At 41.7% G+C, this 23,236-nt stretch carries 20 protein-coding genes; all 20 read right to left on the reverse strand.

Annotated features, from left to right (window positions below):
- Position 1: 1 nt before the first annotated feature.
- Complete coding sequence (locus tag PP2015_RS17190; protein ID WP_058031469.1) at positions 2–2,131, reverse strand: peptidase domain-containing ABC transporter; 2,130 nt, start codon at positions 2,129–2,131, stop codon at positions 2–4.
- Positions 2,132–2,177: 46 nt separating this feature from the next.
- Positions 2,178–3,422, reverse strand: coding sequence for a beta-barrel domain-containing protein (locus tag PP2015_RS17195; protein WP_058031470.1), 1,245 nt, complete (start codon positions 3,420–3,422; stop codon positions 2,178–2,180).
- A 343-nt stretch (positions 3,423–3,765) separates the two neighbouring features.
- Positions 3,766–5,127, reverse strand: a complete 1,362-nt coding sequence (gene glmU / locus PP2015_RS17200; protein ID WP_058031691.1) for a bifunctional UDP-N-acetylglucosamine diphosphorylase/glucosamine-1-phosphate N-acetyltransferase GlmU — start codon at positions 5,125–5,127, stop codon at positions 3,766–3,768.
- Between the two features lie 211 nt (positions 5,128–5,338).
- On the reverse strand, positions 5,339–5,566 hold the full coding sequence (locus PP2015_RS17205) for a hypothetical protein (RefSeq protein ID WP_058031471.1): 228 nt from the start codon (positions 5,564–5,566) through the stop codon (positions 5,339–5,341).
- A gap of 648 nt (positions 5,567–6,214) precedes the next feature.
- Positions 6,215–7,594, reverse strand: coding sequence for a S41 family peptidase (locus PP2015_RS17215; RefSeq protein WP_058031473.1), 1,380 nt, complete (start codon positions 7,592–7,594; stop codon positions 6,215–6,217).
- Positions 7,595–7,678: 84 nt separating this feature from the next.
- Positions 7,679–8,056 carry a hypothetical protein gene (locus PP2015_RS17220; protein WP_058031474.1) on the reverse strand — a complete coding sequence of 126 codons (378 nt, stop codon included), beginning with the start codon at positions 8,054–8,056 and terminating at the stop codon, positions 7,679–7,681.
- Between the two features lie 194 nt (positions 8,057–8,250).
- Complete coding sequence (locus PP2015_RS17225) at positions 8,251–11,112, reverse strand: insulinase family protein (protein ID WP_058031475.1); 2,862 nt, start codon at positions 11,110–11,112, stop codon at positions 8,251–8,253.
- Between the two features lie 365 nt (positions 11,113–11,477).
- On the reverse strand, positions 11,478–13,592 hold the full coding sequence (locus PP2015_RS17230) for a winged helix-turn-helix domain-containing protein (RefSeq protein ID WP_058031476.1): 2,115 nt from the start codon (positions 13,590–13,592) through the stop codon (positions 11,478–11,480).
- Between the two features lie 168 nt (positions 13,593–13,760).
- A complete protein-coding gene (locus tag PP2015_RS17235) occupies positions 13,761–14,177 on the reverse strand; it encodes a F0F1 ATP synthase subunit epsilon (RefSeq protein ID WP_058031477.1) in 417 nt (138 codons plus the stop codon).
- Positions 14,178–14,191: 14 nt separating this feature from the next.
- On the reverse strand, positions 14,192–15,577 hold the full coding sequence (gene atpD / locus PP2015_RS17240) for a F0F1 ATP synthase subunit beta (protein ID WP_058031478.1): 1,386 nt from the start codon (positions 15,575–15,577) through the stop codon (positions 14,192–14,194).
- Positions 15,578–15,609: 32 nt separating this feature from the next.
- Positions 15,610–16,470 (reverse strand): F0F1 ATP synthase subunit gamma, encoded by an 861-nt coding sequence (atpG, locus tag PP2015_RS17245; RefSeq protein ID WP_058031479.1) that lies wholly within the window; start codon positions 16,468–16,470, stop codon positions 15,610–15,612.
- Between the two features lie 57 nt (positions 16,471–16,527).
- Complete coding sequence (atpA, locus tag PP2015_RS17250; RefSeq protein ID WP_058031480.1) at positions 16,528–18,069, reverse strand: F0F1 ATP synthase subunit alpha; 1,542 nt, start codon at positions 18,067–18,069, stop codon at positions 16,528–16,530.
- 14 nt (positions 18,070–18,083) lie between these two features.
- Positions 18,084–18,617: a F0F1 ATP synthase subunit delta gene (gene atpH, locus PP2015_RS17255; protein ID WP_058031481.1), complete on the reverse strand. Its 534-nt coding sequence runs from the start codon at positions 18,615–18,617 to the stop codon at positions 18,084–18,086.
- Between the two features lie 15 nt (positions 18,618–18,632).
- Positions 18,633–19,103 carry a F0F1 ATP synthase subunit B gene (atpF, locus tag PP2015_RS17260; RefSeq protein WP_058031482.1) on the reverse strand — a complete coding sequence of 157 codons (471 nt, stop codon included), beginning with the start codon at positions 19,101–19,103 and terminating at the stop codon, positions 18,633–18,635.
- Positions 19,104–19,157: 54 nt separating this feature from the next.
- On the reverse strand, positions 19,158–19,391 hold the full coding sequence (gene atpE / locus PP2015_RS17265; protein WP_058031483.1) for a F0F1 ATP synthase subunit C: 234 nt from the start codon (positions 19,389–19,391) through the stop codon (positions 19,158–19,160).
- Between the two features lie 56 nt (positions 19,392–19,447).
- Entirely contained in the window at positions 19,448–20,308 is an 861-nt protein-coding gene (gene atpB / locus PP2015_RS17270; protein ID WP_058031484.1) for a F0F1 ATP synthase subunit A, read from the reverse strand.
- A gap of 15 nt (positions 20,309–20,323) precedes the next feature.
- A complete protein-coding gene (locus PP2015_RS17275; protein ID WP_058031485.1) occupies positions 20,324–20,704 on the reverse strand; it encodes an ATP synthase subunit I in 381 nt (126 codons plus the stop codon).
- Positions 20,705–20,842: 138 nt separating this feature from the next.
- Complete coding sequence (locus tag PP2015_RS17280; protein ID WP_058031486.1) at positions 20,843–21,799, reverse strand: ParB/RepB/Spo0J family partition protein; 957 nt, start codon at positions 21,797–21,799, stop codon at positions 20,843–20,845.
- Between the two features lie 14 nt (positions 21,800–21,813).
- A complete protein-coding gene (locus PP2015_RS17285; protein WP_058031487.1) occupies positions 21,814–22,599 on the reverse strand; it encodes a ParA family protein in 786 nt (261 codons plus the stop codon).
- A 12-nt stretch (positions 22,600–22,611) separates the two neighbouring features.
- On the reverse strand, positions 22,612–23,232 hold the full coding sequence (rsmG, locus tag PP2015_RS17290) for a 16S rRNA (guanine(527)-N(7))-methyltransferase RsmG (protein WP_058031488.1): 621 nt from the start codon (positions 23,230–23,232) through the stop codon (positions 22,612–22,614).
- Positions 23,233–23,236: the final 4 nt, after the last annotated feature.

Below are 23,236 nucleotides of genomic sequence, written 5' to 3' on the forward strand. Positions count from 1 at the left end.
TTTACGAGGTAGCCTCTTTTTGATCTGCTGTTAAAGGTTTCACTAACTTAATTTCTCTATCAGCGGACGCAATGGTTTCTTTCCGGTGGGCAATGATCACTCGGGTGATATCTAAACGGGAAACCGCCTCATTAATATCAGCTTCTAAATTAGTATCTAAGTGGCTGGTGGCTTCATCCATAAACAAGATCTTAGGTTGTTTGTACAAAGCTCTGGCAAGAATAATACGCTGCTTTTGACCCCCTGATAAGCTTGAGCCCATATCGCCAATTAAGCTGTCATAGCCCATTGGCATTTGGGCAATATCATCGTGAATGGCTGCAAGCTGCGCGCAATAGACAACGCGTTCCATATCAACAGGTGAATCAAAGAAAGCGATATTATCTGATACCGACCCAGATAAAAGCTCGTCGTCTTGCATGACCGCCGCGATTTGCTGTCGATATTGTCGTGCACCTATTTGCTCAAGCGGTACGCCATCAATCAGCACTTCGCCAGATTTGGCTTTATTTAACCCCAATAAGAGTTTTAGTAGCGTAGATTTACCACAACCAGAAGGACCCGTGATTGCCACCGACTCGCCAGCTTTTATCTTCAAACTCAAGTTATCAAGTACATTCGGTGTTGCATCTGAATAAGCAAAGCTCACGCCTTTGATTTCAATATCACCTTCAATGCTATGACGTTTGATATTCGCTGGCTGTAAATCTTCTTTTTCGGTCAGTGCAATATCTGCTATACGCTCAAAGTGTAAACCTAACATCTTGAACTCGATAAACTTCTCAATGAGGTTGGCGGTTTTTTCCATAAACTGGCGTTTGTAAGACATAAACGCAAATAACATACCGGTACTGAATCCGCCTTGGATCACTAAGTGCGCGGCCAAGTAGACCACCACAATGTTTTCAATACCAAATAAAGCACGGTTTATGGCTTCGTAACCAATATTAAAGTTACCAATGCGAATATTCTGATTAATGGCATTGGCATACCGGTTTTGCCATTGCCCTTCACGCTTTACCTCAGAACCAAATAACTTGATGGTTTGAATGCCTCGCACTGTTTCCATGAAGTTAGAGTTTTCTTCAGCTCTTGCCATGATCTCTTGCTCGCTGATCGCACGATATGGCTTATACATAGCAATTCGCACGCCGGCATAGGCAAATACCGCCACCAGCACCACCGCAGAAAGGGTTGGGCTATAGAAGAATATCATCGCCAAGGTGATTATCGCCATTAGACCATCAATAATGGCCTCAATAACCCCAGTGGTGAGTAGTTGTTTAACTTGCTGTAGTGAACCAAAACGCGAGACTACATCACCCATATGGCGCTTTTCAAAGTAAGAAATCGGCAAGCGTACAAGGTGATGGAATAAATTGGCACCGAGCTGAATATTCATTTGATTACCAAAATGCAGCAAGGTAAAACCCCGCAGTGCATTGGTGGCTATCTCAAACACTAATACCAAGAAGAAACCCACTGCGAGTACAGTCAATAAGGAGGTGTCGCCTGTGAGTACAACATCATCAATGACCAACTGTATGTAATAAGGTGCAGCCAGGGTGAATACTTGCAACAGTAAAGACAGTAAGAAGATTAGTAATAAAGAACGTTTAAGACCCGAGATTCGGCTCCAAAAGTCAGAGAATCTTAGCGTGGGTTTACTTTCTTGTTTTTCAAAGTCTTTAGTCGGTGTGAGTTCGAGTGCAACACCAGTGAAATGTTTTGACGCTTCTTCAAGGGTCAGTGTTTTCTCACCTTTAGCAGGGTCGTGAATGACAATGCGCTTTTCATTGGCTTTCTTTAGCACCACAAAGTGATTGAGATCCCAATGTAAAATACAGGGCGTTTGCAATGCGTCGAGGTCTTCAAGCTCAATACGCAGTGGTCTTGTGCTTAACTTGAGTTGCTCAGCAAATCCCATGATATCGAGCAGCGTTGCGCCCTCAAGAGAAATGCTAAATTTTTGTCGAATAGATACCAAGTCGGTTTGATAGCCATGATAGCACGCCACCATTGCTAAACTTGCTAAGCCACATTCTGCGGCTTCCGACTGTAAAATAATGGGCAATGAGTTCCTTGACCAAAACTGTAGTTTATTTACCACACCTTCATCTTCTTCATGCATCTTTTACTGCCTTATTATTGTTATATATTTGTCTAATGCTGAAAGTCTACAACTGACCTTTAATACTAAATACCGGATCAAATAACCAACGTAGAAGTGAACGTTCTTCGATCACGATATCTGCGTCGAGTCTCATACCCGCTCTAAGTGGTGTTGCTTTTCCATAAGCTTGAATATCTTGTTCAGAGAGTGCCACAACCACACGATAAGCGGGTTCTGTCAGTACGCCTGGGGTTGAGGCCTCTTCAGGTAATATCACTGAATTACTGATTTCTTTGATGGTGCCATCGTACACCCCAAATTTTTCATAAGGGAAGGCGTGGTAACGCAAACGCGCATTTTGGCCAACATCAACGAAGCCGAAAGCCGAAGTAGGCACATAGACGATTGCTTGCATTTCACTGTTTTCAGGTAGCACTGAGAGTAAGCTTTGCCCTGTTGTCACTGTTTTACCTACTTTTGCAGTGAGACCACTGACAATACCTGATTTAGGTGCTCTTAACTCACCTAGGCGCTGCTGCTCAATCGACGACAACTGCATTTTAAGATCGGCGCGCTGTGACTCCAATTGTGCAATACGTGTTTGCTGTTGCAAAGGTCGCTGCTCAATTTGCTTTTCTAGTTGCTGTAATTGACTAACCAGCGACACCCGCTCTGACTTGATACTCGACGCCTGCTGTTGCAATGACAATAAGGTATCTTTTTGTCTTTGTAGCTCTAACTCTGAAATATAGCCAGTGCCCTTTAAGCTACCGACTTGTTCAACCATCTTCTGATTTAATGTGAGTCGCTGTTTAAACGTAGCGGCTTGGCTATCTAATTCAGATAAACGCTGCTCGAGAGAGATTTTCTGCAAATTCAACTGCTCAAGATCTAAGTTATCCTGCGCGATTTGCTGGGTGATCTGTCGCTCGAGTGAATTAAGCTGAAATTGATATTGGTTAAGTAAAGCCTGGTTGAGTTCTAACTCTTGGCTACTATGCTTCGCCGAGGCGATCCTCAACAACGGCTCACCAGCTTCAACAAATTGGCCTTCTGAAACGAGCACTTCTGATATTAAACCTGCTTGCGAGGCCTCGACACGTAAAAGACCGGCATCGGGCTCAATTACCCCACTCACACGCTCTTTTCGGGTGTATTGCCCAAGGCTCAAAAATACCAGACTGACAACGACGACCGTTAAGATCAACACTGTGAGTCTTCTAAAAATGGGTGGCTGAATAAGCGACACAGCTCCTTCTAATCGATGTCGTTTATGCTCCAGCACTTCTTTGCGGAATAGACTGTCCATAGGTTACTTCTTATATGTTAACGTTAAATTAACTTTGAAATTCAATGTACCACTTTGCCTACTATAAAGGAATATTTGTAACCTGAGCTCTGGATAATAAATCTATCTCCAGCGGCTACTTTCAACGTTAACTGCGTTGAACTTACTTGCAATAGGCCAGCTATTGACGCGTAAATTCGCCTTGTTATCGCTAAAAGTCTCCGGCTGCAGACTTGAAAACAACTTATTACTTCAATATCAGTATGCTAGTAAATCTCTTAACCAAAGCTCAGGTTATGTAGAGTTAAGGAAAGTAAAAGAGCGGCCGTTGCCGCTCTTTTTTCACTCTGTCTTAGCCTTGTTATTAGCTTTTCTTAACTGGACGTTGCCAGCCATCAAGGTTGCGTTGCTTACCACGCGCAACAGCCAGTTGCTCATCTTCTACCGTTGAAGTGATCACAGAGCCAGCGCCGATTGTCGCAGTCGCACCAATTTGCACAGGCGCTACTAAAGAAGAATTAGAGCCAATAAACGCGTTGTCACCAATGATGGTTTTTGATTTATTCACGCCATCATAGTTACAAGTAATGGTACCTGCACCAATATTTACTTTTTCACCGACTTCAGCATCACCTAAATAAGTTAAGTGATTGGCTTTTGAGCCTTTACCTAAGCGTGATTTTTTCATCTCTACAAAGTTACCAATGTGAGAGTCTTCTTCCATCACCGCACCAGGTCGTAAACGCGCGAATGGGCCAAGCGTACACTTAGCCGCAACTTGCGCATCTTCAATCATGGTATTGGCTTTTACCACGACACCATCACCGATGGTACAGTTTTTAAGTACGCAATTTGGGCCAATAACCACGTCGTCGCCGAGCACAACATCACCTTCAAAGATAACATTCACATCGATTTGTACGTCTTGACCTGTTTTTACCATACCACGCACGTCGATGCGTGCTGGATCTGCAAGGCTGGCACCGTTGATCATTAGCTCTTCTGCTTGCCATGCTTGGTAAGCGCGCTCAAGGGCCGCAAGTTGCACACGGTTGTTCGCGCCTTCAACTTCCATTGGATGGTCTGGCTGAGCCGAAGTAATTTCAACGCCTTCACTGTGCGCCATAGCAACAATGTCTGTCAGGTAGTATTCACCTTGTGCATTGTTATTTGAAAGATTACTTAACCAACGCTTTAACAACTCACCATTTGCCGCCATGATACCTGTGTTGATCTCTTGAATAGCTAACTGCTCAGGTGTTGCATCTTTTTGCTCTACAATACCCACAAGTTTGTCGTTTTCACGCAGCATACGTCCATAACCTGTTGGGTCGTCAAGGTTCACGGTTAATACTGCTAGACCTTTTTCAGGCGTCGCGGCGAGTAGCTTTTCTAATGTCGACTTTTTCGTCAGTGGCACATCACCGTATAAGATTAAAACCGTGTCATCATCTGCAATATGCTCTTTTGCGACAGCAACAGCATGACCAGTGCCTAGCTGCTCTTCTTGTAAAACCCAGTTTACTTCATTGTGCGCAAGCGCCGCTTGTAGCTGTTCACGACCATGGCCGTATACTAAGTTTGTTTCACGCGCACCGAGTGATACTGCATTGTCGATTACGTGCTGCACCATAGGTTTACCTGCAACCGGGTGAAGAACTTTTGGAAGTTTAGAGCGCATACGAGTGCCTTTACCCGCAGCTAGGATGATAGATGTAAGTGCCATTAACACAGAGTCCTTATTCTTTGCTTGTGTTTCAGTTTCATACATATTAGTTTGCGCTTACTTTAAACAAATCACGTCTTGTGCAAATGTATACTGCAAGTTGCAGCAGCAGAACAAATAATACGTATGAAGTTTGCGCTATTGTAACGCCTTACAAACCGATTGATAAGTGTAGAACGGCTTTAAACTCAGCTGAAAACAGTTAAATTTTTTATTTCTGAATTAACTCGTCTTTCTTTTTGACGCCCTGTTCCCAATACCGATAAAAACAATAAATATTCACCATGGCGAGTATAAAAAAGAAAGGCAACACCTCGATTTTAAATGCCACATCAAAACTGTGGGTCTGATACCAGTCGAGCAAAGTGTTGTACATGGTAAACATACCAAAATAGAAAAGTGACTCTCTCAATACTGATATAAAATTAAATTTGCACATATTATTCCTTAACAAATTTTAATTCTCAAAGACCTATTATCCACCTCGACAAGTTTCGGAAGTGATGAAAAATTGAATACACTTAAACTTTGATAGTCAAAGAATCTGGACGATTCAGCGCAATTTAATATTTTTGAAGCGAATCTATCTCCATAAAACTGAGTAACTTACTAACCACAAACAAAAGCCTAAAAAACTAGACAAAAAGAGATAAAAACGAGTTTGCTGGTTATTTTCAGCGTATAAAAATTTAACTACTAACGAACCTATTAATAATAATAAGAGAGCATTTAAGTAACTAAACGAAAATGAGCTAAAAAAGCCAGAAAAAGTTTGAAAAATTAGAAAGGTAAAACACAGGTTTAATGTGAACCTTCCTGCCTTTATGTTTATCTTTTCCATTGTTCCACCTTAGAAAGGATGTAGTCATTACCATACCGCAAACTTAACTACAGCCCCTTCGCCTGATCTCAGATCCACTTTGCAAAGGGCTTATTCACTGGCCACAAATTTTGTGGCGCCATGCGAGGGATATTTAATAGAGGTTATTAGTCGCTTCTATGGCCTTCAAAGACTTTTAACTCTTAGATTTAAGCTGTTTCATAGCTGCACCATTAACACTTTAAACTTGATGTAATTCTTTCATCATTATAAATCCACCGAACTTTTATAAATTTCTTCATTAACCAAATCAAGGCAAGCTGATTTGAGGCAATAAGTATGCGGTGAGACCCCATGATACTGACTAGTAGGCCAAATATCCGGGCTTAGGTCTCTGTATGTATAGGTGGTTGGTATGCCAACTACTAGTTGAGAATAATTAAGCGTAATAAGTTTAGAGTTACCATAGTTTCTGAGGGCATTACCATATGCAACAGAGCCAAATATTCTCGCCTTTCCTGTCCGCTTCATTTGCCCTGCAAAAATGGCAGCCGACGACGCTGTACCACCATCAATCACAATATATATTTGCGGCGAAGTTTGAATCTTATTAACCCGCGTTCGCGTTTCTACATTTTCACAAATAGCGCTCAATTTTGGCTTAACTTCTTTATAAAAATAAGCGTCTTTAAAGCCACATTCTAAGAAAGCACTACTTAAGAACCAAAATGGCGAGCTACTTCTATTCAGCTCAGTCAGTTCTTTACTTAATTTTATTAATCGATTTTCGTATGGCGATATATGTTTAAAACCATGTTTCGTAGTTAAAAACTCGAATAGTTTGGCTGTTTTTGCAACACTTCCTCCTCTGTTTCCTCTCAGATCTAAAACCAAATGTTGTTTTGAAAGCTTGTTAAATTCATTGAATAACATTTGGGGATCGAGCTTTGACATCAACGAGATTTTTACATACAAAGAGTCATCATTTTCACTCATTAATATTGATGAAGATGAATTTGCTTTTGAGGCTAGAAAAGTATGCTTTGCAGATGTCGCTGTTACCTCTATGGCATTATTATCTAATAACAACGGCAGCATATGTTTAGAATGAGCACTGATGTAGCTATCTTCTAAATTGGCATTAAGCCGCGGGGTTAACTCCTCTAAGTCAAACCAAACTTTCTCTACAGACATACCATTTAAGTATTTTATATTTCTAAGTATCTCTCCCGAATCTAACAATAATTTGAACTCGTTATGCGACACTTTATGCAGCTCAAATGGCAGCGACTTTTTAAAGCCACTCAAGAATAAGTGATCGGTACCAATAAAATGAATGAGCTTTAGGGTAATCATTTTCAGATCTCGTATCGTGCAAGTATCTGGGCACACTTCATTCTTCAATTGTTGAGACTTACGTTCGATTTGTTCAGTAGAGACAAAGTTGTCGGAATACGGATGTAACGCCCTTAAATTTGAAAGAAACTGGCTAATATCAGCGTCAATCTCTTCTCTAGTCAGCACCTTGTTATCGTTGGCCGCTTCAGCGTCGTATAAACTAATGCTGATGCTTCTCCCTGTCGCGATTAAATAAATTAAACCAATTAATATTAGGTAACAGAAAATAGTCAGTTTCTTTCTAAGCATTAAACAAAACCTTCCTTGAAATAGTTACAGTAGTAACCTTGATTAAACGCATGGACTTTCAGCTGATGATGACACAAGCCCACTCTAATTTGCTGGCTCGCCTAAGTGCTCTATTTCTGTTCTATACACTCGAGATTTATCATCTAAGTAGACATTTAATACCGTCTGTTCTTGTTCAGAAATAGCGACTTTATAGTATAAGCTGCACGCGAGTTGCCTGGTCTCCTCACAGCGTTTTCCCTCTCCAAGCATATTGTTCAACTCACTGAGCGTCATACCTATTAGAGAACCTGCAGAATGAAAAGAGTAAGCAGCTCTCTTTCGATAAGTATGATGCTTTAAGCTCAAATGGTCTGAATATACAAACCAACTGACACGGTCAAACTCAACCTCATCGTTTACTACTTCACTACTTCTGCCAAAGAAACAGAATAGAGAAATAAGAAAAACTAATTGCTTCATTTTCTAACCTGAACTCCCAAACAACCACTGAAAAATCCATACTGAAAAATAAGTAGACTGAAGACCCCCCTTAACCTACTTGTACAATTTAATCAGCAAGCTCTACTTAACCTGAACTTTGATTAAGAGATTTACTAGCGTATTGATATTGAATAAGTAACAGCTGAAGATAGATTGTCTATCCAGATTGCAGGTTACTTACTAAACTCGAAATACCCGCCCTTAGAGTCATCCCCTTTTAGTTGTAGTAAGACAGTTTCTGCTTGGTACTCGAGTAAAACTTGTTTATAGACATCGAGTACTTGCTGTTTATTTAACTTTTCAAGTGCTTGCTCGTAACGCGCTCTTGAATCAAACTGGTAGTTACCTTTCTGCCAATCAGAGAAATACGGCTGAGATTCAACAAAAATATTCTCAGGCTTTTTCTTAAGCTCTTTTATCAAGCCTTGCTTTACTGTTGTAATGTCTTGTTCTGACACTTGTTCTAAACCGCTGTAAAAACCGACTATAAAGTTGTCAAACTCGGTTTTAATCTCGTTAAGTGAAGCATCAGCGCTTTCCATAAATATACTAAATGCCGGAAACTCGTGAACTCTGAACGCCCGACTGCCAACAGCATAAGCCATTTGCTTTTCAGTTCTTAAAGTCTTAAATATGGCGTTATTAAACAACTGATTAATCACTTTCAGAGCTGATAGTACCGGTAAAGATTCTTGCGGATAGATATAGCTCTCTCTAAGGTAAGTATTATCAAACGGCGTGGTAACTTTCTTGTTGAGTGCTGAGCCTGTAACAGGTTTATATTCATCAAGATATACCGGCTTATTGACTTGGCTTGTGTCTCCTAACACTGAACGTACTGAGTGCGTAATGGTTTTAATTTCATCTTCACCGTATTGGCCAAACGCGAATAAGTCGATATACGTTGCGGTTAATAACTGTTTATGCATTGCTTTAACATCTGACAATGTCACGGTCTCAAGTTGAGCAATTATTTCTTGCGGTGACCAATGCATGGCCTCAGTTTTGACTAATTGCCCAAAATAAAGCTCTGATTGTTGGATCAAAGGCAACTTATCAAGATTGCTTAAATTTTTACTATAGAGTTTTTTAGCACTGTTAAAGCGAGATTCTTTAAACTCCATATCAGCCATTGCTTGAAACAGTTTTTGAGCATAATAGCCATGTTTTGCCGTTTTCCCGGCAATGTTTATGGCTAAATTACCGTTTGATGTTTGCAATAACATCAAATTTGTTTGATGACGCTGCTGAGCACGTACGCCAAGTCGCTGTAAGTCTTTCAGCATCATGAGACTTAATAAGTTAGTCAGCGTGTGACTTTTAAGGTCTTGGTTCAGTCTTGGGCTTTCAAGTGAAATCGCAATGACGCCTTGTTTCTGAGTAAAGTGCTTACTTGTTTTTAACCATGCCCTTACCCCTTTGCCATCGAGTAACTGCTTCGGCTTATCTGATTGCGTGATGATTTGCGCATCATGTTGTGCAGCATCTAACTCAGGTTCATGAAGATTAAACTTCAAACCAGAGCCTGCGGCGTAAATGGTTTTGTCTTTTTTCGATAATGGTGCGACCTGATACCCGCCATCGGCATAACTTAATGGAGTATCAACTTTTTCATTGCCGCTAACATGCCAAATGCGCGCCTTATCAAGGGTAAGGTTATTGAGCACCTGCTCAATTGCTTTTGCATTAAAGCCTGAGAAATACGTATCAAAATGCAGAATATCTTTTGCCGGCACGCTATGCATCATACGGCTAAACTGTCTTGCTAAATGCAATGCTGAGGGTTTTTGATAGTCATTGAACAAACCTTGTAATTGCTGTTTTAGCTCTGCACTGTAGCCCTCGTTTATGCCTTCTTGCTTCAATAAAGCAACATAATCAAAAAAGGCAGTGATAATTTTATCTTTGTTCTTTTTGCCCTTTTCAGTTAGTTGAAATTGTATTAGTGCAGTTCCTTCGCTGCCATAAGCATTAGGAGATAACATAGGCAACACCATATGGACTAACTCTTGCTCAATCAGTTTAGCTGCCAAAGAACCTGGCTCGTGTGAAGACAACAACATATTTAGATATGCATTGGGCTTGTATTGCCAAGTCGCAAAATTATTCTGCAGTGGGAATTGCAACATTAATAAATCAGCTGCCACTTTTGTTTTTAGCTTAATTTCTTTATTTAGCGTGTCTTGTGTGAATACTGGTAAGGTAATTCGCGGATCAGCAACCTCTCGGTTTGGTAACTGAGCAAAGTGCTTTTTTGCCAGCTTTTTTAACTCGTCAACCGATTGATCACCAACCAAAGTTAAAGTCATGATATTCGATGAATAGTACTTTTGATAAAAGTCTTGCATCGCTTTGTAAAGACTAAGCTGCCCGTGCCCAGTTTTATTTTGTAAGGTTTCTTTATTACCCACCCCTAATTGCTTAATTGGGTGTTCTGGGTTCACCGTATTCGCTAATGTACGATTGACCACAAACATATCTTGCTGTCTCAGACGTTGCCACTCTTGCTCTATTGCCGTGAGTTCTTTATCTATGTTTTCTTTTTTAAATAAAGGCGCAGCAATGGCGTCTGACAACATTGTCAAAGCCGTGTCAAATTGTGCACTTGAAATAGTAAAGAAATACGTAGTCAGTTGTGCTTCTGTCATCGCATTGTAGTGGCCATTGTGCTTGGCAATGAAGTCTTTCAAAGTATAAGGGGTCGGGAAAGACCGAGAACCTTGGAAAATCATATGCTCAAGAAAATGCGCTAAGCCTTGGTAGTTTTCAGGGTCATGAAATTGCCCCACTCCAACACTTAAACTCAGCGCTGACTCAGCAACTGAAGGGTCTGACACAACAGCGACGCGCAACCCATTATCTAAACGCATTTCACTGTAGCTACGATCGTCATGCTGGCTTTTTACAAAACCGGCTTGTGAAAGCTGTGTAGGCGTAGCCAATGTTGTATATGCGCGGTCGTGAGTGCTTTGTGCAGCAGCATAATACGACATCAGTGCTAGCGTGATTAAAGCAAGTTTGTTTCTTAACATCATATCTGTATGTCCGTATTCATAATCAAAGAGTGGACACATATTGCGTTGAAAAATACGCTTGCTCAAATTAGGAAAGAAATGAACTTAACTCATAATTTCATAAAGTTAAGCTTAATTGTTAGGAAGTCATAAGAAACTGTTTATAAGTATATTAGCTAACAAACCTGTGGTGAGAATAAAAAATGGCTAATAACGGTAAATCCATCATATTTAAAATGACTAATGAATTGATACAAGCATAAGAAGAAACTACATTTTTAACACTCACATGCGTCTAAGAACAAACGACGTGAATAAAAGGAAGGAAAGCGCCATGGTTTTAATTAAAAATTTGGCGCCCTCAATAAAAAGTTAATCGCATTAACTTATTGCTGGCTAAAGCTGTGTAAAACAACCTCATTGCTGCGAGGTTCAACTCTGATATGAAGTTGACTCGTTTCATCTAGCAAAATCGTAGCAAAACGATCATTTTCACGTACTTCTTTAGGTAGCAATAGGTGTTCTTTTATAGCAAATGTTTTTAGATCAAACTGTTTCATACCTTCCCTATCTGTAAAATAAAACCCCGTTTTTAAACGAGTAAAGGTAGGAAATAAAGTATCCGTTTTTGCTATCTGAGATTCAAATCCCAATTTTCTTAGGTCATACACGCGTAATTCACCATAGAAGTTTTGCGTTAGGCAACGATATTCCTCAAAACAGCTAAACCACATGATATCTTTTATCGGTAAGCGTTTACGCGTACCTGATAGCACATCAATAACGATGGCATTATTTTCGCCCGCAACTTGCTCTACGGCCGCCAAACGCCCACCAGACATGACTTCTATCGTTAACACTTTCCCTTCAAATTCCAGCCTTTTTATTAGCTTTCCATCTAGGTCTAACACAGATACAGCTTTATTATGTCTTACAAAAAGATACCTTTCATCAAGAGAGGGCTTAATCTTTAAGCTAAGTTCATCAAAAGAGATCTCTTGCTGCTTTGTGCCTGCATCGTCATAAAAGCTCAATATGCTCGAGTTGCTTGCGGAGAATAAAGCCAAAACTACAAGCTGTTGTGATTGTTTTAAGCGAATTGCGCTGTTTATATTACCCTTATAATCCAGGTTAAATTTTTTTGTTTCGCTAAAAGAATGTAAGTCAATTACCACTTCAAAAGGCAAAGTTTGAGCAATACTTTGAGATTCTGATATTTTAAATACGTTTTGGAATACCTGCTTAGAATCATTTTTATATATTTCAATAGTTTGCTTATTTATCTCATCGTACTTATAGAGTGACTGAGAAGATCGACCAAAGAAATATATATCATTATTAACAAGATTTAAGTTGTCACTCAGAAATTTACTGCTAAACAATTTTGATACATAGCTACCTTCAATGTCAGTGTAAAAAACATCTAAATTCTCGGGTAAAACTCTGAAAAAATAGACTCTATTACTGGCTACATCTATGGTTTGTAAATAATCTCCATAAGACCCCTCTCCTGGCGCTGAAATTCTTGAGGTTTGCTTGCGAACTTTATCATAGGTATAAATGGCGCGAATATTTTGCTGGTCACGATAGCCCAAACGGTCGAATACCAGATAACGATCATCATATTCTATCAATGAGCGAATATCGCCGCCGCATTCCATAACTCTTTCAGCCAGCGTGTCTTTTAAATAATTAACACGCCAAATACCACATTCGTTCTCAGTGTTCTCCTTTCTGTAAAAAACATCAGCATATATGGCTGAAAAGCCCAACAAAGTCAGTTTACTACCAGCAAAAGAAATTTGTTTTGAGACCTCACCTGTTAGTGCTTGTACTGTGATACCTTGTTCACTGTCTGATTCAGTTACATAAGCGTAAACGTTGTTATTGGGGTGCACTTTAAGTTGGCTAAAACTCGCGTTTTGCCAGCTTAATATTTGTGTTGATGCGTCACTGAACTTACGAGGGGTGACCTCATTTGGCTGGGCTAAACCTTGCTGGTGGGTAAACCAATAACCAAATATAGTCAAAACGAACACCACACAGGATGCCAGTAAAATGCGCAATGAGAAATTATAGGGTGGGTGCTTTGGTTGACTCGGTGTGCTAGCCGCTAGGGTATTAATTACACCAGCATTGCTCTGCTTTCCATCGAAACCGACGAGCTCTCTATCGACAGCAAGGCTATAGCCTTTGCGATAGTGCGTTTTGATGATTGTCCCTTTAAACTTATCTGATTTGAGCAGTTTTCTCAGCTCTGACACCGCGCGATTTATGGCATTATCGTCAACATAATGTTGTCGCCATACATGCTCAATTAAGTCTTCTCGAGTGATGATTTCTTCATTATTAAGGAGAAAATAACATAATAATTTATAAAGTAGGGGCTCGAGCTCTCGACTTATGTCGCCATCGCTAATGACTTGTCGTTTCGGATCAAGTTCCCACTGTGCGAACTTAACCTGCACAATGGCACTGCTAAAATTGAATTCCTTCATCATACATCTCGTTTACAGCCAAGCTAATGTCCTACTTAACTCTTTGTACCATTTTATGCTTTGTTGCTGATTTTAAAAAAATGTATTAATAACATCAATATATAGATTTTTTCATTGCAATAAAAAAGCCCGCACTTTGCAGTGCGGGCTTTTTAAACCAGATAGGATGTATTATTTGCGTAGCTGGCGAATAACACGTAGCTGAGCGATTGCTTCTGCTAACTGTACAGCTGCAGCATGCGTATCAAGCTCAGACGTCGTGCCTGAAGCCATTTGTGCTTGCGCTTCACGCTTAGCTTCTTCAGCAGCCTGCTCGTCAAGCTCTTCACCACGGATAGCAACGTCCGCAAGAACGGTTACTGTCTTAGGTTGAACTTCAAGCGTACCGCCAGCAACATAGATGATGTCTTCAGAACCATCTTGTTTAACTAAACGTACCATACCAGGTTTTAGGCCAGTCAATAGTGGCGCGTGACCAGGATGAATACCTAGCTCACCTTCACTACCTGTCACTTGAATAGTGGTTACATCACCAGAGAATACACTCTGCTCTGCACTTACTACGTCAAGATGTACTGTCATTGCCATAACACCCTCCTAAATTACATGTTTTTGGCTTTTTCGATCGCTTCGTCGATTGAGCCAACCATGTAGAAAGCTTGCTCTGGCATGTCATCGTATTCACCGTTTAAGATGCCTTTGAAGCCAGAGATAGTGTCTTTCAGTGAAACGTATTTACCAGGTGCACCTGTGAATACCTCTGCAACGAAGAACGGCTGAGATAGGAAACGCTGGATTTTACGTGCACGAGATACAACTTGCTTATCTTCGTCAGATAGCTCGTCCATACCTAGGATCGCGATGATGTCTTTCAGTTCTTTATAACGCTGAAGTACAGTCTGAACGCCACGTGCTGTGTCGTAGTGCTCGTTACCGATTACTTGAGGGTCAAGCTGACGTGAAGTTGAATCAAGTGGGTCTACCGCAGGGTAGATACCAAGTGATGCGATGTCACGAGAAAGTACAACTGTTGCATCTAAGTGCGCGAACGTCGTAGCTGGTGATGGGTCAGTTAAGTCATCCGCAGGTACGTATACCGCTTGGATAGACGTGATTGAACCAGTCTTAGTAGACGCGATACGCTCCTGAAGTACACCCATTTCTTCAGCTAGTGTAGGCTGGTAACCTACCGCTGAAGGCATACGACCTAGAAGTGCTGATACCTCAGTACCCGCTAGTGTGTAACGGTAGATGTTATCTACGAAGAAAAGTACGTCACGACCTTCGTCACGGAACTTCTCAGCCATAGTTAGACCCGTTAGTGCAACACGTAGACGGTTACCCGGTGGCTCGTTCATCTGACCGTATACTAGAGATACTTTGTCTAGTACGTTTGAATCGTTCATCTCATGGTAGAAATCGTTACCCTCACGAGTACGCTCACCAACACCTGCGAATACTGAGTAACCGCTGTGCTCGATTGCGATGTTACGGATAAGTTCCATCATGTTTACGGTTTTACCTACACCGGCACCACCGAATAGACCAACTTTACCACCTTTAGCGAATGGACATACAAGGTCGATTACCTTGATACCAGTCTCTAAAAGTTCTACTGAACTTGATTGATCTTCGTATGAAGGCGCAGCACGGTGAATTGACATACGCTCGTCTTCACCAATTGGACCTGCTTCATCGATTGGCTGACCAAGTACGTCCATGATACGACCTAGGGTCTTAGTACCAACTGGAACCTTGATTGGCTCGCCTGTGCCTTCTACTGAAGTACCACGACGTAAACCGTCAGTAGTACCAAGTGCGATACCACGTACCACACCGCCACCTAGCTGCTGTTGAACTTCTAAAGTCAAACCAGCTAAGTCGCCATCTGTAACTTTTAGTGCGTCATATACGGCTGGCACGTTGTCTTGTGGAAACTCGATGTCCACAACGGCGCCGATAATTTGGACGACCTTACCTAAACTCATGTCTATTCCTCTCGTTAAACTTTGCCGAAGCGTTATACAGCTGCCGAACCGCCTACAATCTCACTGATTTCTTGTGTGATTGCAGCCTGACGGGCTTTGTTATAAACAAGTTGCAGCTCATCCATTAGGTCGCCTGCGTTATCAGTTGCGGCTTTCATCGCAACCATACGGGCAGCCTGTTCAGAGGCAGCATTCTCAACTACACCTTGGTAAACCTGTGATTCAATGAAACGAACCAATAGCGTCTCTAGGATCGCTTCTGGGCCCGGCTCATATAGGTAATCCCAAGCGTGAGCTGATACTTCTTCTTCAGCTTTTGGCAAAGGTAATAACTGTTCGATCGTTGGCTCTTGCTTCATGGTATTTACGAATTTGTTGTATACCACGAATAAACGGTCAATTTTGCCTTCAGCGAATGCGTCTAGCATTACTTTTACAGGACCAATTACGTCCTGAATTGAAGGTGCATCTCCAAGACCCGCTTTCTTAGCGAGTAAATCACCGCCGAAACGTTGGAAGAAACCAGCAGCTTTGCTACCTAAAGTAGCGAATTCAGCTTCAACGCCTTTTTCTTTCCACGCCTGTACGTCTTGTGTGATTTTCTTAAACTCGTTTGAGTTTAAGCCACCACATAGACCACGGTCTGTAGAGATAACAATATAACCAACTCGCTTCACATCGCGCTCTTCTAAGAACGGGTGATGGAAGTCAAGATTTGCTTGAGCAACACGACCGATCACTTTGCGTAAGTTCTCAGCGTATGGACGGCTTGAAGCCACACGGTCTTGTGCTTTCTTCATTTTAGAAGCAGCAACCATTTCCATTGCGCTGGTGATCTTCTGAGTATTCTTGATACTCCCGATCTTGCTTTTAATCTCTTTTCCGCTGGCCATGACTCTCTCTCCGAATCAAGGTGAGCATTCTAAGAACACTCACCATCCATAACTAAATTACCAAGTTTGCGTTGCTTTGAACTTCTCTAGAAGTTCTTTAAGCTGCGCTTCGATCTCAGCGTTGTAGTTACCTGTTTCATTGATTTGAGCCATTAGCTCTGCGTAAGTGCTGTTTGCGAAACCGATTAGGCCTTCTTCGAAATCACCAATCTTGTTGATTTCGATGTCTTGTAGGAAACCTTTCTCAGCAGCAAATAGAGACAGAGACATTTCAGCAACAGACATTGGTGCGTATTGTTTCTGCTTCATTAGCTCTGTTACACGCTCACCGTGCTCAAGCTGTGCACGCGTTGCATCGTCAAGGTCAGAAGCGAACTGAGAGAACGCCGCTAGTTCACGGTACTGAGCTAGCGCTAGACGGATACCACCACCTAGTTTCTTAACGATTTTAGTTTGCGCCGCACCACCTACACGAGATACCGAGATACCAGCGTTAACAGCTGGACGGATACCTGCGTTGAATAAGTCAGTTTCTAGGAAGATCTGACCATCGGTGATTGAGATAACGTTGGTAGGTACGAATGCAGAAACGTCACCACCTTGAGTTTCAATGATTGGCAATGCCGTCAATGAACCTGTTTTACCTTTCACTTCACCGTTAGTGAACTTCTCAACGTAATCAGCGTTTACACGTGATGCACGCTCTAGAAGACGTGAGTGAAGGTAGAATACGTCACCTGGGTATGCTTCACGGCCTGGTGGACGCTTAAGTAGTAGTGAGATCTGACGGTAAGCAACAGCTTGCTTAGAAAGATCATCATATACGATTAGTGCGTCTTCACCGCGGTCACGGAAGTATTCACCCATAGTACAACCAGCAAATGGCGCTAGGAATTGTAGCGCTGCTGATTCAGAAGCTGATGCAACAACAACGATCGTGTTTTCAAGTGCACCGTGCTCTTCTAATTTACGTACTACGTTAGCAATAGTAGACGCTTTCTGACCAACCGCTACGTACACACACTTAACGCCTGTGTCTTTTTGGTTGATGATAGCATCGATTGCTAGAGCAGTTTTACCAGTCTGACGGTCACCGATTACTAGCTCACGCTGACCACGACCAACTGGGATCATCGCATCGATAGACTTATAACCAGTTTGTACTGGCTCATCTACTGATTGACGCTCGATTACGCCTGGTGCGATTTTTTCAACTGGCTCGAAACCGTCGTTGTCTAGTGCACCTTTACCATCGATAGGCTGACCTAGTGTGTTAACAACACGACCAAGTAGACCACGACCAACTGGTACTTCTAAGATACGACCTGTAGATTGTACTTTTACGCCTTCTTTAAGGTCAGCGTAAGGACCCATTACTACTGCACCTACTGAGTCACGCTCAAGGTTTAGTGCGATAGCATAACGGTTGCCAGGAAGCTCGATCATCTCACCTTGCATACAGTCAGCTAGACCGTGGATGCGGATGATACCGTCAGTAACAGATACGATAGTACCTTCGTTACGTGCTTCACTAACAACTTCAAACTGTTCAATACGTTGTTTGATCAGTGCAGAAATTTCAGTGGAATTAAGTTGCATGCTCTTTTTCCCAATTACGATTGTAGCGATACCGCTAGGCGGTCCAACTTGCCTCGGACAGACCCGTCAATCACGGTGTCACCAGCTTTGATAACTAAACCGCCAACAACGGTTTCGTCGATGCTACAATTCAGCTTAACTTTGCGTGCGAAACGTTTTTCAAGCGCCGCGACCAGTTTGTCTTGCTGCTCAGCAGCAAGTTCAGTTGCAGAAACCACGTCAACGTCGATTTCTTTATCAAACTCTGCTTTAAATTCAGCAAAGATTTCAGCAACTGCTGGGATGGCGGCTAAACGTTCATTTTCGGCCATCAGCTTGATAAGATTTTGACCTTGTTCGTTGAGCTGTTCAGCACAAACTTTGATGAAAACATCAGCTTGCTCTGCAGCTGTTGGAATGCTAGCTAGTAATGAACTTGCTTGCTCATCGCTGGCCACTTGACCAGCGAAGAACAGCATTTCATTCCATGCTTCAACATTGCCTTTTTCAACGGCAAGTTCAAAAGCTGCTTTAGCGTATGGGCGAGCGATAGTAGTCAATTCAGACATGCTCAGACCCCCTACTTAAAGCTCAGCGACAAGTTTTTCAACGATGTCACTGTGTGCAGCTTGGTTAATCTCACGCTCTAAAATACGCTCAGCACCAACTACAGAAAGCGTAGCAACTTGCTTGCGTAGCTCTTCTGAAACTCGGCTGCGCTCTGATTCAATTTCAGAGTGACCTTGAGCGATGATTTTTTCACGTTCTTGCTGACCACGCGTTGTCTCTTCGTCAACGATAAGCGCAGCACGCTTCTTAGCTTGTTCAACGATATCAGCTGCTTGAGCTTTCGCTTCTTTAAGCTGCTCAGCAGCTTGTTTACGCGCAACTTCAAGTTCTTGTTCAGCTTTATCAGTGGCAGCTAAGCCATCTTCAATCTTTTTCTGGCGAGCTTCAATTGCACCATTTAACGGTGGCCATACGTATTTCATACAGAAAAGTACGAAAACCGTAAATGCAATTAATTCACCTATTAGAGTGGCGTTTAAGTTCACAACCGCTCCTCCTTACATGACATTTGTTCGACTTACGTAAGTGATTATCAAAAATTAAAGTGCGAACAACATGAACATAGCGATACCTACACCGATCATTGCTACCGCATCGATTAGACCAGCTAGGATGAACATTTTAACTTGTAGTGAAGGTGCAAGTTCTGGTTGACGAGCACATGCTTCTAGGAATTTACCACCCATGTTACCGAAGCCGATTGCAGTACCGATAGCACCAAAACCGATTAGTAAAGCTACAGCGATAAGTTTTAAACCTTCTACTAGTTCCATTTTTTTCTCCAAAGTTTCTTAAAGTTAAAGTTAAAGTTAAAAAAATCTATAAATTATTAGTGGCTATCTTTTGCACTTGCCATGCTTAGGTAAACGATCGTCAGCATCATGAATACGAATGCTTGAAGTACGATTACTAAGATATGGAATACAGCCCAAATAAAGTGCAGTGGTAACTGCATTAAACCAATTGCGCCGATTAGGATGAAGATCATCTCACCTGCGTATAAGTTACCGAACAAACGCAGTGCTAACGAGAATGGCTTAGCAACTAATGCAATTGTTTCAAGTAATAAGTTACAAGGGATCAAGAAAATCATTGCAACTTTATTGTTTGAGCTAAACGGGTGAAGTGTTAACTCAGCAATGAAACCACCGATACCTTTGATTCGAATTGAGTAACCGATCATCAGAATAAGTACACCGATAGCCAGTGCAGCAGTCATGTTGATGTCAGTTGTCGGTACAATTTTCATGTACACATCGTGTGAATCCATACCGAATGCAGTTTCACCAACGAAACCAGCAAATGCAGGTAAGAAGTCAACAGGAATAAGGTCCATCAGGTTCATTAAGAACACCCAAACAAAGATTGTAAGGGCTAATGGTGCAATCAGTTTGCTGTTTCCGTGATAAGTGTCGCGTACGTTGTCGCCAACGAACTCAACGATCATCTCGATGAAACACTGAAATTTACCAGGTACACCTGTGGTTGATTTTTTAGCGGCGCTACGGAAGATCCATAAGAAAATAAGACCTAAACCGATTGACCATGCGAGGGTATCTACGTGCCATGTCCAGAACCCACTATCCGCACATGCTTTATTGAAGGCTAAACCGGCATCGGTTGAACACATCTTAGCATTGGTCAAGTGGTGCTGAATATGGCTCGATAGAGTCAGTTCTTCTGCAGCCATGTTTTATCCCAAAAGTTAATGATTAAAAAAAATCGGTGAAAACCACTGTGCAAACATCACTAATATATAACAGCAGAAAAATGGCAAAGCCATGACAGTAAAATGCTTAAATATTAGTGCAAACAAACACAAGGTAATCAAAAATTTTAATCCGTTGCCTCGCTTAAGCGAGTCAAACGCTTGTTCTGCTCTACTGGCGCCCATATATCTGAACGCATATAAAGCAAACACAAAATTAGGAAGTACCAAAACAAGGCCGCCAGCCAATGCTGAAACGCCCGCTTGTACTCCCCAACCAACTAAAACTATTACTGCAGCGATTGTTGCTACGATACCCTGAAGTAAAACACCTTTTAATGCGGCACGCCTGTAAGGGCCTGCTAACGAATTTGTCACTTTAAATTTACCTTAATGACGCAAAAATTTATCAGGGTATGAAAACTGGCGAAATTATACTTATTTTTGGTGATTTTGCAACTTGCAGCGACGAAATGTGACGCTTTTTCGGCGCCACTTTCGTCTAATAATCAAACATTAGGAAGGTTGTTGTAGATCTGGCTGGATACGACCAAGAATGCCGTCTAATTCATCGAGATTTGCATAGGAGATAACCAGCTTTCCTTTGCCTTTTTGGTTGTAATTAATCTCAACTTTCGCCCCTAAATTTTCTGCCAACTGTTGTTCTAACAATTTGACATCTGGGTCTTTTTCTTTTGTCTGTTTTTTATCCACAGGTTCAAGGATTGAGCGTACTAATTTTTCTGTTTCACGAACTGTAAGCGCTTTTGCAACTGCTGTTCGTGCTGCTTCTGATTGCACTTCACCAGTGAGTGCAAGTAAGCAACGGGCATGACCCATTTCGATGTCACCATGCTCTAACAATTTTTTTACATCATCGTTGAGATTATTTAAACGCAGTAAATTGGTGACCGTAGTGCGAGATTTGCCAACCGCTTCTGCAACTTGTTGATGCGTTAATTCAAATTCATTCAGTAAACGTTCGAGTGCAACCGCTTCTTCCATGGCATTTAGATCTTCACGCTGAATGTTCTCTATCAATGCAATGGCAACCGCTGCTTCATCGGCAACATCTTTAACTAAACATGGAATAACATCGAGTTGCGCTAACTGTGCAGCACGCCAACGGCGTTCACCAGCAATAATTTCGAACTTTTCATGGGCAATTTCACGCACGACAACCGGTTGCAGTACGCCCTGTGCACGAATTGAACTGGCAAGTTCTTCTAGCGCTTCTTCAGACATGTCTTTACGTGGTTGGTATTTGCCACGCTGAAGCCACTCGATTGGTAAACGACGAAGTTCATTATCGGTTTGTGAAGTACTGATTGTCGATGCAACTTCTTGCTCAGGTGCAGTGGCCGGTAATTCAGGTTCTGGTGCTGCTACTTCAACAGGCACAGCCGGAGCTGGTTTTGCTGAACTCAATAAGGCATCCAAGCCTCGACCTAAACCACGTTTTTTTACTGACATTGATTATTATCCTCTCACGCAACAGCAGCCGTTTGCTGCTCTTTACGTCTTAACATTTCACCGGCTAATGCTAAATATGCTTTTGCACCGCTTGATGCTCTATCGTAATACATGGCTGGCGCACCGAAACTTGGCGCTTCGGCTAAACGTACATTTCTTGGGATCACGGTACGGTATACTTTCTCACCAAAATGCTGTTTTAATTGTTCAGACACATCATTGGCAAGTCGATTACGTGGATCGTACATAGTGCGAAGAATACCCTCAATCTGTAAGTTAGGGTTTACCAACTTCGCTAGCTGAGTGATGGTATCCATTAATGCCGTCAAACCTTCCAATGCATAATATTCACATTGCATAGGCACTAAAACAGAATCCGCTGCCGCCATGGCATTGACTGTCAGCATATTCAATGAAGGCGGACAATCAATAAAAATAAATTCATACTGATCTTGAACTGCCTCTAAGGCATTTCTTAATCGTACTTCTCGAGCGAATAATTCCATTAATTTAACTTCTGCTGCGGTAACATCACCGTTTGCAGCAATTAAATGATATTCGCCAGACGTTTCTTTGCAAACCACGTCATTGATTGGTGTTTCTTCGATTAACAAATCGTAGATGGTGGCAACCTCGCCATACTTATCAACCCCGCTACCCATAGTGGCATTACCTTGTGGGTCTAAATCGATAAGTAGTACTTTGCGTTTGGTTGCGGCCATTGATGCGGCAAGGTTTACGGCGGTGGTTGTTTTACCCACGCCCCCTTTTTGGTTTGCGATTGCAATAACTTTTGCCACTTTACCCTCAACTTAGTCTTTTGACAGAATAATTAAATGTCGCTCAGCATCTAATTTAGGCACATCTAAACTAATATCTTGTTCGAACTTGGTACCTGCAGGCAGATTTTCAAGTTCCTCATCAGGGAACTGTCCTTTTAAAGCGACAAATCGACCTGAGTCATCAATTAAATGCGAACACCACTGCACCATATCTTGTAATGATGCAAATGCACGGCTTAGTACCCCGTCTAATTTAACACTTGGTTGATATTCTTCAACTCGAGACTGTACTGGCGTGACATTATCTAACCCTAATGCATGTTTCACCTGCATTAAGAAGCGCACACGTTTGCCTAAACTATCCAGTAATACAAATTGGGTATCAGGTAAAGCAATAGCAAGTACAATGCCCGGTAAGCCAGGGCCTGTACCTACATCAATATAATGCTTGCCTGTTAAGTGAGGCGCTACCACTAAACTATCCATGATATGTTTCACCATCATTTCTTTAGGATCACGCACAGAAGTTAAGTTGTAGGCTTTATTCCATTTATCAAGCAATTCGACATAAGCAACCAGTTGTTGCTGTTGTTTGTCGCTTAGCACAATATCCGTTTGTGCTAATAAAGAAGTCAGTAATGGTTGTAACACAGTC

It is taken from the genome of Pseudoalteromonas phenolica, from assembly GCF_001444405.1.
GTDB classification, from domain to species: domain Bacteria; phylum Pseudomonadota; class Gammaproteobacteria; order Enterobacterales; family Alteromonadaceae; genus Pseudoalteromonas; species Pseudoalteromonas phenolica.

Bases quoted from the DNA above. Each gene is read 5' to 3' on its own strand.
- atpD (WP_058031478.1), bottom strand. From the start codon at position 15,577: ATGAGTTTAGGTAAGGTCGTCCAAATTATCGGCGCCGTTGTGGACATC.
- atpB (WP_058031484.1), bottom strand. From the start codon at position 20,308: ATGGCTGCAGAAGAACTGACTCTATCGAGCCATATTCAGCACCACTTG.
- PP2015_RS17230 (WP_058031476.1), bottom strand. From the start codon at position 13,592: ATGATGAAGGAATTCAATTTTAGCAGTGCCATTGTGCAGGTTAAGTTC.
- PP2015_RS17190 (WP_058031469.1), bottom strand. From the start codon at position 2,131: ATGCATGAAGAAGATGAAGGTGTGGTAAATAAACTACAGTTTTGGTCA.
- atpE (WP_058031483.1), bottom strand. From the start codon at position 19,391: ATGGAACTAGTAGAAGGTTTAAAACTTATCGCTGTAGCTTTACTAATC.
- PP2015_RS17215 (WP_058031473.1), bottom strand. From the start codon at position 7,594: ATGCTTAGAAAGAAACTGACTATTTTCTGTTACCTAATATTAATTGGT.
- atpA (WP_058031480.1), bottom strand. From the start codon at position 18,069: ATGCAACTTAATTCCACTGAAATTTCTGCACTGATCAAACAACGTATT.
- PP2015_RS17235 (WP_058031477.1), bottom strand. From the start codon at position 14,177: ATGGCAATGACAGTACATCTTGACGTAGTAAGTGCAGAGCAGAGTGTA.
- atpH (WP_058031481.1), bottom strand. From the start codon at position 18,617: ATGTCTGAATTGACTACTATCGCTCGCCCATACGCTAAAGCAGCTTTT.
- PP2015_RS17205 (WP_058031471.1), bottom strand. From the start codon at position 5,566: ATGTGCAAATTTAATTTTATATCAGTATTGAGAGAGTCACTTTTCTAT.
- atpG (WP_058031479.1), bottom strand. From the start codon at position 16,470: ATGGCCAGCGGAAAAGAGATTAAAAGCAAGATCGGGAGTATCAAGAAT.
- PP2015_RS17195 (WP_058031470.1), bottom strand. From the start codon at position 3,422: ATGGACAGTCTATTCCGCAAAGAAGTGCTGGAGCATAAACGACATCGA.
- PP2015_RS17220 (WP_058031474.1), bottom strand. From the start codon at position 8,056: ATGAAGCAATTAGTTTTTCTTATTTCTCTATTCTGTTTCTTTGGCAGA.
- glmU (WP_058031691.1), bottom strand. From the start codon at position 5,127: ATGGCACTTACATCTATCATCCTAGCTGCGGGTAAAGGCACTCGTATG.
- PP2015_RS17280 (WP_058031486.1), bottom strand. From the start codon at position 21,799: ATGTCAGTAAAAAAACGTGGTTTAGGTCGAGGCTTGGATGCCTTATTG.
- PP2015_RS17225 (WP_058031475.1), bottom strand. From the start codon at position 11,112: ATGATGTTAAGAAACAAACTTGCTTTAATCACGCTAGCACTGATGTCG.